We start from the raw sequence: 13,412 nt of genomic DNA, 5'->3' as shown, positions 1-13,412 counted from the left end.
AATCGGTCGAGGACTTATCCACACTCTTAGCAATCATGCAGATCCAGTTTTCAAGGAATGAAGATAAAACCTTCTAGCTCTTAAAGGCTAGAAGGTTTTTTGTTGTATGGGTCCATTTTTTACGCATGTAAAGCGGAGGAAATGCCCTGCTTCATGATGAAGGCAAGACCAGACGGTTATTTTGCTGAATCTGTTTCATAATAACCGTGGGAAATGTAGCAGCGTGATGCTCGAGAAAAAGCTCAACTAAAAACCGTTCAGCAAAGCCATGAGAAAGAGTCAATTCGCCCCACCATTCCGTTTCATAACGACAAAGCATGCTTAAGAGGTACAACAGCAGATAGTGGCTAGCCCATTCCGGAAGAGGATGAGAGGTCGAAGGCCCATTCCAAAAAAAGAGCGTATGCTCTTGTACCCGAAATAGTGGGTGTTGTTCCATTTGAGAAAGGGCAAACTGGGGAAGTAGCATTTCTTTGATGGTTCCTTCTCTCCAGCGAACATGATCCAGGTTACAAGCAGCAGGAGTTAATCGGCGGATGTATTGCATAAAGGTCTCTGTCGAATAGGATAATGGCCCGTCCTTTCCTTCTGGAAAAGAAACCTTTATCCAGGTGTCGCTATACATCGACTCTAATTCTTTTGGAGGTGCGATTTTGGTCATCTCCATGCGAATCCAAAATTGTTCCTTGTTAGTGGTTAAGGTGTATGCATGACTTACACCTGGTATGGAAGCAAACAAGTCATGAGCAAAGTAACGATCTTGTAAGGGAGTAAGAGAGAAAACTTGAGCGAGATGAGCAAAAAAACCCTCCTTTTGTGGGCGAATCTCATCCTCGGTTAAAAGGTAGGCACTGCGCTTTAGCTTTCTTGTCGTAACCCCATGCTGCAGGACACGACTATTCTGTGGATAGGAAGAGTCACGCGTTAACAGCATGCCTTTTAACAGATGTGAACAGCCATAAAACAGCAGCAAAGGCTGGATAGAAAGGTCGGCCACCGCTGCCGTTTGATAAAATTGTCTTGCCTGCTTCCATAAATACAGAAATCGGGAGCTTTGCTGAAAAGCCAATCGATCGAAATGCTCTAAACCCATGCCATGATAGCAGGTGGCCAAAAACTTGCGAGCTGTTGGTTCTGTCTCCAAAAAACGAAGTGTTTTCCAAGCCTTATCCATAGTAACCACCTTTGGGAATTTTCGTTTTCTCTTTACTATCATCTGTTATTTTTTGATTTATCTGTAAAATCAACTTCATAACCGAACATTTTACACGTTCCTTGACAGTAAATTATGCCGTTTGTTAAACTGTCTTAAACTATTTGCCGAGAGGAGCTTGCTACTGTGCGGGAAGACAAATTTATTAAAGAGGGTTTGACGTTTGACGACGTATTGCTCATTCCAGCAAAATCCGAGGTTTTGCCAAGGGATGTTGATCTTAGAACGAAATTAAGTGAAACAGTTGTCCTGAACATTCCTTTGATCAGTGCGGGTATGGATACCGTGACGGAATCTGCACTAGCGATTGCCATGGCTCGCCAGGGTGGTATCGGGATTATCCATAAAAACATGACGGTTGAGCAGCAAGCAAGTGAAGTAGATCGTGTGAAACGTTCCGAAAGCGGTGTTATCACAAATCCATTTTCATTGTCACAAGACCATACAGTAGAAGACGCAGATGGTCTTATGGGGAAATACCGAATCTCCGGTGTTCCGATCGTAGATGAAGAAACGCATTTAATCGGGATTCTTACTAACCGTGACCTTCGCTTTGTGCATGATTTCTCTACACCGATTAAAGATGTAATGACTAAGGAAAACTTGGTGACGGCTCCCGTTGGTACAACACTCCAGCAGGCAGAAGCCATTCTCCAAAAGCATAAGATCGAAAAGCTTCCGCTGGTTGATGAACAAAACGTTTTGCGTGGACTCATTACCATCAAAGATATTGAAAAAGCGATTCAATATCCAAATGCGGCTAAAGACCCACAAGGTCGTCTCTTGTGTGGTGCAGCCGTAGGTGTCTCTGCTGATACATTTGAGCGTGCTGCAGCGCTAGTCCAGGCAGGCGTAGACGTGCTTGTTGTCGATACAGCGCATGGTCACTCCAAAGGGGTTATTGATACAGTAAAAGAAATCAGACAGCAGTATCCAACGCTTACAATCGTGGCTGGAAACGTGGCGACTGGACAAGCAACCCGCGATCTGATCGAAGCTGGAGCATCCGTTGTAAAAGTAGGGATTGGCCCAGGCTCGATTTGTACCACTCGTGTAGTCGCAGGTATTGGCGTTCCACAAATTACGGCCATCCACGATTGCGCACAGGCAGCACGAGAGTACAATATTCCAATTATTGCCGATGGCGGCATTAAATACTCAGGAGATTTGCCAAAAGCTGTAGGCGCAGGCGCATCTGCTATCATGATCGGCAGCTTGTTCGCTGGAACGGAAGAAAGCCCAGGCGAATTTGAAATCTTCCAAGGTCGACGCTTCAAGGTATATCGCGGAATGGGCTCCATTGGCGCGATGAAAGCGGGAAGTAAGGATCGCTATTTCCAGGAAAACGAACAAAAGCTGGTACCAGAAGGAATTGAAGGCCGAGTGCCTTACAAAGGGCCACTAGCTGACGTTACCTATCAACTGATTGGCGGTCTACGCGCAGGTATGGGGTATTGCGGAGCGAAAACGATCGAGGATTTGATTAACAACTCGCAGTTCGTTCGAATCACAGGTGCAGGCTTGCGTGAAAGCCATCCGCATGATGTACAAATTACCAAGGAGTCCCCGAATTACTCCATTTCCTAGAAATTCGATTAGTCATATAGTCCCAAAACCCCTTTCGGTTACGCAGAAAGGGGTTTTTTACTAGGGTTTTCCACATGGAAATGGGAGGAAACAAGCTTCAAGCGAGCCTGCTACCTATGGTAAACTTAAAGCGGTGTGCACGTTTCACTAAGACAAATTCGACAGAAATGGGAGAGTGAGAGAATACATGAAACGAAAGACATGGACACAGAGATTGACAGGTCTGTTCCTTTCTGTCGCTGTGTTTACGACAGCAATGGGAGGCACTGTAGCCAATGCAGAAACCGCACCTGCAGCCAATTTACAGCTTGTAGCGAAATCTGCCATTCTTGTGGAGGCATCTACTGGTAAGGTGATTTATAGCAACAATCCTGATGTAGCACTACCTCCTGCCAGCATGAGTAAGATGATGTCTGAATATCTGGTTCAGGAAGCCGTCAAGCAAAAGAAGATCAGTTGGGATGATGTCGTACCGGTTAGTGATTATGCATTCTATATCGCAAAAATTTCGGATGCATCCGGTGTTTACTTGAATGCAGGTGAATCGTTTACGGTTAAACAATTGTACGAAGCGATGGCAGTCGTTTCAGCCAATGACGCTACGGTACTTCTTGCAGAAAAGGTAGCAGGAAGTGAAGCCAACTTTGTTCAGATGATGAACAAAAAAGCAGCAGAATTCGGAATGAAAAGCACCTCGTTTGTTACGTCCACAGGTCTGCCGGCGAATGAGCTGGGACCATACTCGATTAAGACCGACCAACTAGAAAACCTCATGTCTGCCCGTGATTCAGCTATTCTGGCACGTGCTTTGATCCGTGATTTCCCAGAAGCGTTGGAAGTATCTAAAAAACCAAGCTTTACGTTCCGCACAGGTACTCCAAAAGAGTGGAGCAAGAAAAGCTACAACTGGATGTTGCCAGGTCTGATCAGCTATTATCAGGGCGTTGATGGATTGAAAACAGGATATACAAAAGCAGCAGGCTATTGCTTTACCGGTACAGCAGTCCGTGACAATATGCGCTTGATCAGTGTAGTCATGAATACAGAAAGCGACACGCAACGTTTTTCTGAGACGAGAAAGTTGTTCGACTACGGTTTCAGCAATTTCAAAATGACCAAGCAAATGGACAAAAATGCACCGATCAAGGGATTTGAGACAGCTGCTGTAAAAAATGGCGTGGAGCTGAGCGTTCCAGTAGTTACTGGTAGCGAAGTAAGCATGCTGACCAAAATCGGCAGCGAGGTAAAGTTTACTCCAAGCGTGACCTTCCAAGATCTAAGTGCGCCAATCAAGCAAGGACAAGTGATCGGTAAGCTTGTGCTCAAAGAAGAAGGCGGCAAGGAAGCAGAATTCCTGCAGCCTCAGGACGCGGAAAAAGCAGGCGTAGATGTAGTAGCGAGCCAAGACGTTGAAGAGGCTAGCTGGATTCGACTGTTCTTCCGTAGCATCATCCAATTTTTCAGCAATCTGTTCAGTAGCGGAACCGGAAAATAAATAACTGTTGTTTTCCCCCTTCTCTTTGGTTTACAATGTCGGTAACAAGGAACCATAACACCACATAACAGTTCCGGTTCCGACTTCAACGAGGTAGGGGGAAATCTCATGGTACAAGTAGGAACGTCTCGCGTAAAAAAAGGTATGGCTGAAATGCAAAAGGGCGGCGTCATCATGGATGTCGTGAATGCGGAGCAGGCGAAAATTGCCGAAGCAGCAGGTGCTGTGGCTGTAATGGCACTCGAGCGTGTCCCTTCTGACATTCGTGCAGCAGGTGGAGTAGCTCGTATGGCTGATCTGGGTATTGTGGAAGACGTATTAAAAGCAGTTTCCATCCCTGTTATGGCAAAAGCTCGTATAGGTCACTTTGTAGAAGCGCGTGTTCTGGAATCTCTGGGTGTGGACTACCTCGATGAGAGCGAAGTTTTGACCCCAGCAGATGATTTGTACCATATCAATAAAAAAGAGTTCACTGTACCGTTTGTATGTGGGGCCCGTGATCTGGGAGAGGCACTGCGCCGTATCGGTGAAGGAGCATCCATGATCCGTACAAAAGGAGAACCAGGTACAGGAAACATTGTAGAGGCAGTTCGTCATATGCGCACCATGATGAGCCAAATCCGTAAGGTACAGGCAATGTCCTACGATGAGTTGATGGCAGAAGCAAAAAATCTGGGTGCTCCTTACGAGCTTCTGGAAGAAGTTCATAAAACAGGCAAGCTGCCAGTCGTTAACTTTGCAGCAGGCGGTGTAGCAACACCTGCGGATGCGGCCCTGATGATGCAGCTCGGTTCCGATGGCGTATTCGTAGGCTCCGGTATTTTCAAATCGGAAAATCCAGAGAAATTCGCTCGCGCAATCGTAGAAGCGACTGCTCACTATACTGATTACGAACTGATTGCACGCGTATCCAAAGGCTTGGGTACCGCAATGCCAGGTCTCGAAATCTCAAAAATACGCGAAGCAGATCGCATGCAAGAGCGCGGCTGGTAAGGTGAACCACATGAAAATCGGTGTACTTGCTCTGCAAGGAGCTGTAGCAGAACATCTCCGAATGCTGGAAGAGGCAGGAGCGGTTGCAGTTGCCGTTAAAAAAGTGGAAGAACTCGATGATCTGGACGGTTTGGTGATCCCGGGCGGCGAAAGCACAACGATTAGCAAACTGATGCACAAGTACGGTTTTATCGAAGCCATTCGTCAATTTGGCGAACAGAAAAAGCCGATCTTTGGCACATGTGCAGGAGCTATTCTTCTGGCGAACCAGATCAATGGACAGGATGATTTCCACCTTGGCTTGATGGATATCAAAGTGGAGCGTAATGCATTTGGACGGCAAAAGGAAAGCTTTGAGGTCACCATGCCGGTTGCGGGTGTTGCAGCGGATTACCTAGCCGTTTTTATCCGTGCACCATATATTATGGAAGTAGGAGAAAATGGACAGGTGCTGGCAAAATACGAAGACAAGATCGTCGTAGCGAGAAACGGTCATTATCTTGCGGCAGCCTTTCACCCTGAATTGACGGAAGATACGAGACTTCATAAGTTTTTCCTCGATATGGTGAAGGAGTACCGAAGTTAACAATAAGGATACAGCAAGGAGGATCGGCATCAATAAGGTGCCGATTTTTTCCATTAGGAAGATTATGGGTAGCTGCCCTTTACACAGGTATAGAACCTGTAGTACAGTTAACAATAGAAGTAATCATCCATGTTAGAATGCGCTGATGAGAACAAGTACTTCGCAAGAGCCTGGTCTAGAGAGTCGGTGGTAGGTGCAAACCGATCCGGTGTGCGGAGGAATCCATCTCGGAGTGACAAAGGAAATAACTTTGTCCGGTCCCGTCCCGTTATGACGGAAGAGTGGATAGATGCTCGGGATTGATGAGCATGTATCAACGAGGGTGGCAACGCGGGTATATAGCACTCGTCCCTTACCAGGGGACGGGTGTTTTTTATTTTATTTTGGATTCGGAGGGATTCACTATGTTGGACGTAAAAGTGTTACGCCAAGATCTGGAGGAAGTAAGACGTCGTTTAGAGCACCGCAATGAAGATATTTCTGCGCTGGATCAATTTGCAGAAGTAGATGAAAAAAGACGCCAGGTGATTCAAGAAGCAGAAGCTCTGAAAAATAAACGCAATACTGTATCTGAACAGGTAGCAGTGATGAAACGCAACAAGGAAAACGCTGACCACCTGATCGCTGAAATGAAGGAAGTAAACGAGCGAATCAAGACACTCGATGAAGAACTGCGCCAACTGGATGAGCAGCAGGAATTCATTTTGCTTAGCCTGCCTAACCTCCCACATGAGAGCACACCAGTCGGTACGTCGGAAGACGATAATGTGGTGGCCTGGACATGGGGAGAGCCACGCAGCTTTGATTTCGAGACCAAGCCTCACTGGGATTTGGCTAGCCAGGCAGGAATTCTTGATTTTGAAACAGCATCGAAAGTAACTGGAAGCCGATTTGTATTTTATAAAGGAATGGGCGCGCGTCTTGAGCGTGCACTCATGAACTTCATGATGGATTTGCATGCGAATGAACATGGCTACGAGGAAGTTATCCCGCCGTATATCGTCAACCGTACAAGCATGACAGGTACGGGCCAACTGCCAAAGTTCGAAGAGGATGCTTTTAAACTGGAAGGACCAGACTATTTCCTGATTCCAACGGCAGAGGTTCCTGTTACGAATATGCATCGTGACGAAATTATGGATGGGACAGATTTGCCACGCTACTATGCTGCATATAGTGCATGTTTCCGTTCGGAAGCGGGATCGGCTGGCCGCGATACTCGTGGGTTGATCCGTCAGCACCAATTCAACAAGGTTGAGCTGGTGAAATTTGTGAAACCGGAAGAATCGTATGATGAGCTGGATAAACTGGTGAAAAACGCGGAGAAGGTGCTTCAACTCCTCGGTTTGCCGTACCGCGTCCTGAGCATGTGTACAGGTGACCTCGGTTTTACGGCAGCGAAGAAATTTGACCTGGAAGTTTGGATTCCAAGCAACAATACGTATCGGGAAATTTCGTCGTGCTCGAACTTTGAGGATTTCCAAGCGCGTCGTGCCAATATCCGCTTCCGTCGTGATACGAAATCGAAGCCGGAATTCGTGCATACTTTGAACGGTTCGGGACTTGCGATTGGTCGCACAGTAGCAGCGATTTTGGAAAACTACCAAGAAGCTGATGGAAGCATTGTCATTCCAGAAGTGCTTCGTCCATACATGGGTGGAGTGGAAAAAATCGCTCCAAAACAATAATCAGAGATCGTGTAGACAGCTCTTGCTCCTTAAAAGGAACAGGGGCTGTTTTTTTGTGTTGTAATACAGAATGGATTTTTTAAAAATTGTGTTGCGCTGTACCAATCGCTGTTATATAATAAAAACAAATCTTAAGAAAATTGTTTTAATACAGACATGGAGGGAATGGAAAATGGACTGCTACCGGTGTGAAGGAAACGGCGAACAAAATTGCCCAAGATGTGGAGGCGTTGGTCACGATGACAGCGGGTCGGCTTGCCATAATTGCTTGGGGGATGGACATGTCAGCTGCAGCCATTGCAGTGGCAGCGGGTATCAAGAGTAAGACCATTTTTTTTGCACCTACTGTACTATAATAATTTATATTTTTTATATCTGTACCATAATAATACGTACGTGCTCAGGGAGGATGAGCTGCTTTGACTACCATGCCAACTAATTCACATCCATTAGAGATCCACATCGCTGGCGAGATGCGCTCCGGATACAGTGAAATACTTACGCCGGAAGCGATACAGTTTGTAATCAAGCTGGAGCAACGTTTTGGTGACAAGAGACAGGAATTGCTCGCCAAGCGTCAAGAACGACAGCTGCAAATCGATGCAGGAATACTGCCTGATTTTTTGCCTGAAACAGCAGAGATTCGAAGTGGTGATTGGACAGTCGCTCCGTTGCCTACTGACCTGCAAGACAGACGCGTCGAGATTACAGGACCTTCTGGCGATCGGAAAATGGTCATCAATGCATTGAACTCGGGAGCACGTCTCTTTATGGCGGACTTCGAGGATGCGAACTCGCCGACTTGGGATAACACCATCCAAGGGCAGATCAATATGAAGGACGCTGTACGACGCAATATTTCTTTTACGAGCCCAGAGGGTAAACAGTACGCGCTCAATGAAAAGACAGCTGTTCTAATCGTCCGCCCGCGTGGCTGGCATCTGGATGAAAAACATATTCTGCTCGACCAGAAGCCGATATCTGGCAGCCTGGTTGACTTCGGACTCTATTTTTACCACAACGTGCAGGCACTCCTCGCAAATCAGACAGCGCCGTACTTTTATTTGCCGAAGCTGGAGAGTCATCTGGAAGCACGTCTTTGGAATGATGTATTCCTTTTCGCACAGGATGAATTGAATGTTCCGCGCGGTACGATTCGGGCAACTGTACTCATCGAAACCATTTTGGCTGCGTTTGAAATGGATGAGATCTTGTATGAGCTGCGCGAGCATAGTGCCGGACTTAATTGTGGTCGCTGGGATTATATTTTCAGCTACATCAAAAAGCTGCGGAATCAGCCTGATGTTATCACTCCTGATCGTGCACAGGTGACGATGACTGTTCCGTTCATGCGGGCATATACGACACTGGCAGTGAAGACATGTCACAGACGACAAGCACCATGCATCGGCGGTATGGCAGCCCAAATTCCTGTCAAAAATGACCCGGTGAAAAACGAGGAAGCCATCGCTAAAGTACGTGCAGACAAAGAACGTGAAGCCTACGATGGGCATGATGGCACCTGGGTCGCTCACCCTGGCTTGGTACCTGTCGCGATGGAAGTATTCAATCGTTTGATGCGGGAACCGAACCAAATCTGGTACAAACGCGAGGATGTACAGGTAGAAGACAAGGACTTGCTAGCAGTACCTGAAGGTGTCATTACAGAAGAAGGCGTACGCACCAACATCAGCGTAGGCTTGCAATATATCGAGGCATGGATGCGTGGGATGGGTGCTGTTCCAATTCATAATTTGATGGAGGATGCAGCAACTGCAGAGATTTCCCGTGCACAGGTATGGCAGTGGATTCGACATCGTCAGGGCGTTTTGCAGGATGGACGCAAGATTACCGAGGCGTTGGTAAAGCAGTGGTTAAGCGAGGAATTGCAGGCTTTGAAACAAGCGATGGGTCAGGAGCGGTATGAAACAAGCAAGCTCCAAGCAGCGGGAGAGCTATTCTTGCAGCTGGTTACAGAAGATGAGTTTGAGGATTTCTTGACCGTACCAGGCTATCACTATCTATAAAATAAAAATAGGGTGGGGGAAACGAAAATGACCAAACAAAACAAGCAGGAAGCGATTCAACAATTGGAACAAATCTGGCAGGGTGAGCGTTTTAAAGGAATCACTCGTACTTATACCGCAGAGGATGTTGTACGTCTGCGTGGATCGGTTCAGATCGAACATACATTGGCTCGCCTTGGTGCAGAACGCTTGTGGAATCTGTTGCATACCGAGCACCATATTAAAGCGTTGGGTGCTTTGACCGGGAATCAGGCGATTCAGCAAGTAAAAGCAGGATTAAAGGCTATTTATTTGAGTGGCTGGCAAGTCGCAGCGGATGCGAACCTATCTGGTCAAATGTATCCAGACCAAAGTCTCTATCCAGCAAACAGCGTTCCACAGGTAGTCAAACGCATTAACCAGGCTTTCCAACGTGCAGATCAGATCGATCAGTCTGAGGGTGGTACAGATACGCACTGGTTCGCACCTATTGTGGCTGACGCGGAGGCCGGCTTTGGTGGACCTTTGAACGTATTCGAGCTGATGAAAGGCATGATCGAAGCGGGTGCAGCGGGCGTTCACTTTGAAGACCAGCTGGCTTCCGAGAAAAAATGCGGTCATATGGGTGGAAAAGTATTGATTCCTACCCAAGCAGCTGTTCGCAACCTGGTCTCTGCTCGTTTTGCAGCAGATGTGATGGGAGTTCCAACTATCATCGTGGCACGTACAGATGCGAATGGTGCTTTCCTCATCACGAGCGATATCGATGAGCAGGATAAACCATTCCTCACTGGTGAGCGTACAGCAGAAGGCTTCTTCCGCCTGAAGGGTGGACTGGATGCAGCAATCGCACGCGGTCTGGCATATGCGCCGTACGCAGATCTGATCTGGTGCGAAACGTCTGAGCCTAACATGGAAGAAGCACGTCGTTTTGCAGAGGCCATTCATGAGAAATTCCCTGGTAAGCTGCTTGCTTACAACTGCTCTCCATCCTTCAACTGGAAGAAGAAGCTGGATGAAGAATCGATCGCTCGTTTCCAGGAGGAGCTGGGCGAAATGGGCTACAAATTCCAATTTGTTACTCTCGCAGGATTCCATTCCCTCAACTACAGCATGTTCGAGCTGGCGCGTGGCTATCGCGATCGTGGAATGGCTGCCTACTCTGAATTGCAGCAAGCTGAGTTTGGTAGCGAGGTTCATGGCTACACGGCTACTCGTCACCAGCGTGAGGTAGGAACCGGTTATTTTGACGAGGTAGCACAAGTAATTTCAGGTGGAAAATCCTCCACGACCGCACTGACTGGATCGACTGAAGAAGAACAGTTCGCGCATAACTAAATCCAAATCGATGAAAAACGAGGACTAGGGCTGTTGATACCCTAGTCCTTCATTTGCCAAACGGCGGGATTGTTTTTATAATGGAGGATGTAGACAACAATGTCTCCGTAGCTCAGCAGGATAGAGCGTCAGTTTCCTAAACTGTAGGTCGGAGGTTCGAATCCTCTCGGGGACGCCATCGAAAAGCCGCGTTATTACGCGGTTTTTTTATTTTGCTAAAGCATTCTGCCATCGCTACCCATGCTATGATTCAAAGCCTCAAAATCAATAGAGTATCGTATGAAACAGAATAAACGTACTTACTGTAATTCAGTTAAAAGTTGGTGATTCAATTGTTGACGAGAAGATTTTTCAGGGAGTTTGACTACATATTACTGTTCACTGTCCTGGCAATTTCAGTCCTTTCTACAGTTGCTATTTATTCTACGACGATAAATCGAAGTGGCATGGAAGATTGGTATCAAAAGCAATTAATCTGGGAGATCATTTCTTTTGTTTGTATGATTGCATTTGCGATTTTGGACTACAGGATTCTTAGAGGATTTCTATCATGGATTGGATACGGCATTTGTCTCATTTTGCTGGTCTGTGTATTTTTCTACCCGGCCAAAAATGGCGCTCAGTGCTGGATTACCTTGCCTGGAGGTATGCAATTTCAGCCCTCGGAGCTGACAAAGATTTTTGTCATTCTAACCATCTCTCGTTATATGACAAAAGCAAAGCAAAAAAACGAATCGTTTGGCTTCAAGCATTTTTTTGTTATTTTCATGATTAATATCGTTCCCTTTCTCCTCATATTAAAGCAACCACACTTAGGACAAGCTCTCACGCTGGTGGGGATTACCGGGGCTATGATGGTTTTATTCTTAAGTCGAAAACAGCTGGTCTATTATACACTGATTGTTGCCGCCGGCTTAACGGTGATCATTCTTGCCAAGACCGTTTTCACTGAGCAGTCGATTGAATTTGTAGACAAGCTCCCTTTTCTTAATCATCAAAAGGAACGAATTGTTACATTTTTAGATCCGGAAATTGAAAAGATGGGGGCTAGCTATCAAGTAACGCAGGCAAAGCTAGCGATTGGTTCGGGGCAATTAGTGGGAAGGGGAATCATTAATGGAACAGCGACACAAGGGAACTGGGTACCAGAGCAGTGGACTGATTTTATTTTCTCTGCGATTGGTGAAGAGTTAGGGTTTTTAGGTGGTAGTGTCTTATTGACTCTTTTCTTTGTTTTCTTGTATCGATTAACGGTGATCGCAGGTCAAACAAATGACTTTTTCTCCACATCTTTCATTACCGGAGTAATCGGTATGTTTACATTTCAAATCGTGGAAAATGTCGGAATGAACTTGGCCATGATGCCTGTTACCGGAATCACTTTGCCTTTTGTTTCGTACGGTGGCACTTCGCTTTTAACGAACTTTGTGATCGTAGGAATGGTCCTGTCTATGAAGCATAGAAGCAAGGAGCTGTTTTTTGACTAAGGGTTATTGGAAATTGGCGTTCGTATTTTGCAGATGGTTAATTATGGTTGATTGATGTAAAATAAAGACAATTTTGCGGTAATAAAAAGGATGATGTGAATGAAAACATTACTCATCTCTGTTTTTACAATCGTACGGATCGCCATTGTACTTCTCGGTACCTTTTTTCTGACAGGTGTTTTGTTTTTCCAGTTTTTTTACAATGAGCAGAATGAAAACGAGCTTGTTTATATCCATTTAGCTGTGGCGTTTTTGATTAATTTTATCTGGTACAGATGGAAGGAAAGAAAAAGCAAAGGGATGTAGGATCTGATCCCTCTCAATTAAGCAAACCACCTAGCTGTCCGATTCCCCGCAGCTGGGTGGTTTCCTCTTTTGTGCCAAATTGAACGGGCTTGGCAAAAGGCTAGGAACGCATAACTTGGTATGATCAAAGCTCTGTGTTGCGAGCGAACTATCTACAAAGTACTGGGTAGCATGATCTTGTTTAGAATCAGAAAAGGCAGCGCAGGAACAACCAGCAGACCTAGTAAAATACCGACAGCGAACATTCTCATTTTTCTCATCGCTCCTATTTCATTGCTTATTTATCAGCATGATATTGAATGTGTTGAGAAAAGGTGCTTTTCCATTGCGAAAAGTGTTGAAGATTTCTCAACGCTTTGCAAAAACAATGGCAACAACAATCCAACTGGCGTCAGTTTTTCGTATGTGATCAAGTCACGGAACAGTCTTCGCCGCTTTGATACGATCGATCTCAAGTGATCACGATGAAAACTGGAGGTCGAAACAATGAAAAATGTAGGTTCCTGGGATCGTGCTTTACGGGTACTGCTTGGACTGGCTGCTTTATCGCTCATTTACTTTTTGACGGGCTATTGGAAGCTGACAGCGCTGTTCTCTCTTCCTTTGTTATTTACCGCATTTACTCAAAAATGTGTGATATATCGTCTGCTTGGTATCCATTCTTGCAAAATTCACTAACCTTGAAAGGCCCCCACGTAATCTTCGGGGGCTAT

Annotated in this window: 12 protein-coding genes, 1 tRNA gene and 1 other annotated feature; of the genes, 12 read left to right on the top strand and 1 reads right to left on the bottom strand. The window is 46.0% G+C overall.

Features of this window, described 5'->3' with window-relative positions; all coding sequences use genetic code 11:
* Positions 1-151: 151 nt before the first annotated feature.
* Positions 152-1,174, bottom strand: coding sequence for a YaaC family protein (locus ADS79_RS03525; RefSeq protein ID WP_049737055.1), 1,023 nt, complete (start codon positions 1,172-1,174; stop codon positions 152-154).
* A gap of 165 nt (positions 1,175-1,339) precedes the next feature.
* Here ADS79_RS03525 and guaB point away from each other — a divergent pair, with 165 nt between their 5' ends.
* The 12 genes from guaB to ADS79_RS03465 all read left to right on the top strand — a co-directional run bounded on the left by guaB (position 1,340) and on the right by ADS79_RS03465 (position 13,377).
* On the top strand, positions 1,340-2,800 hold the full coding sequence (guaB, locus tag ADS79_RS03520) for an IMP dehydrogenase (RefSeq protein WP_049737054.1): 1,461 nt from the start codon (positions 1,340-1,342) through the stop codon (positions 2,798-2,800).
* Between the two features lie 187 nt (positions 2,801-2,987).
* A complete protein-coding gene (locus tag ADS79_RS03515; RefSeq protein ID WP_049737053.1) occupies positions 2,988-4,295 on the top strand; it encodes a D-alanyl-D-alanine carboxypeptidase family protein in 1,308 nt (435 codons plus the stop codon).
* Between the two features lie 108 nt (positions 4,296-4,403).
* Positions 4,404-5,288, top strand: a complete 885-nt coding sequence (gene pdxS, locus ADS79_RS03510) for a pyridoxal 5'-phosphate synthase lyase subunit PdxS (RefSeq protein WP_049737052.1) — start codon at positions 4,404-4,406, stop codon at positions 5,286-5,288.
* A 10-nt stretch (positions 5,289-5,298) separates the two neighbouring features.
* Positions 5,299-5,874, top strand: coding sequence for a pyridoxal 5'-phosphate synthase glutaminase subunit PdxT (gene pdxT / locus ADS79_RS03505; RefSeq protein ID WP_049737051.1), 576 nt, complete (start codon positions 5,299-5,301; stop codon positions 5,872-5,874).
* Positions 5,875-6,007: 133 nt separating this feature from the next.
* Positions 6,008-6,230: a binding site (T-box leader), on the top strand.
* Positions 6,231-6,278: 48 nt separating this feature from the next.
* The gene (gene serS, locus ADS79_RS03500; protein ID WP_049737050.1) at positions 6,279-7,562 is read left to right on the top strand and encodes a serine--tRNA ligase; all 1,284 of its coding nucleotides are present in this window, start codon (positions 6,279-6,281) and stop codon (positions 7,560-7,562) included.
* Positions 7,563-7,750: 188 nt separating this feature from the next.
* Positions 7,751-7,918: a hypothetical protein gene (locus ADS79_RS34095; RefSeq protein WP_236699871.1), complete on the top strand. Its 168-nt coding sequence runs from the start codon at positions 7,751-7,753 to the stop codon at positions 7,916-7,918.
* A gap of 63 nt (positions 7,919-7,981) precedes the next feature.
* Positions 7,982-9,589, top strand: coding sequence for a malate synthase A (gene aceB / locus ADS79_RS03495; protein ID WP_049737049.1), 1,608 nt, complete (start codon positions 7,982-7,984; stop codon positions 9,587-9,589).
* 27 nt (positions 9,590-9,616) lie between these two features.
* Positions 9,617-10,906, top strand: a complete 1,290-nt coding sequence (gene aceA / locus ADS79_RS03490) for an isocitrate lyase (protein WP_049737048.1) — start codon at positions 9,617-9,619, stop codon at positions 10,904-10,906.
* A gap of 101 nt (positions 10,907-11,007) precedes the next feature.
* Positions 11,008-11,084 (top strand) — tRNA-Arg (locus ADS79_RS03485).
* 157 nt (positions 11,085-11,241) lie between these two features.
* Positions 11,242-12,393, top strand: a complete 1,152-nt coding sequence (gene rodA / locus ADS79_RS03480; RefSeq protein ID WP_161807252.1) for a rod shape-determining protein RodA — start codon at positions 11,242-11,244, stop codon at positions 12,391-12,393.
* 99 nt (positions 12,394-12,492) lie between these two features.
* On the top strand, positions 12,493-12,699 hold the full coding sequence (locus ADS79_RS03475) for a hypothetical protein (RefSeq protein ID WP_049737046.1): 207 nt from the start codon (positions 12,493-12,495) through the stop codon (positions 12,697-12,699).
* 486 nt (positions 12,700-13,185) lie between these two features.
* Entirely contained in the window at positions 13,186-13,377 is a 192-nt protein-coding gene (locus ADS79_RS03465; RefSeq protein WP_049737044.1) for a YgaP family membrane protein, read from the top strand.
* The last annotated feature ends 35 nt before the right edge of the window (positions 13,378-13,412 follow it).

Source organism: Brevibacillus reuszeri (assembly GCF_001187725.1).
GTDB classification, from domain to species: Bacteria; Bacillota; Bacilli; order Brevibacillales; family Brevibacillaceae; genus Brevibacillus; species Brevibacillus reuszeri.
This window is presented reverse-complemented; position numbering and strand designations above follow the sequence as displayed.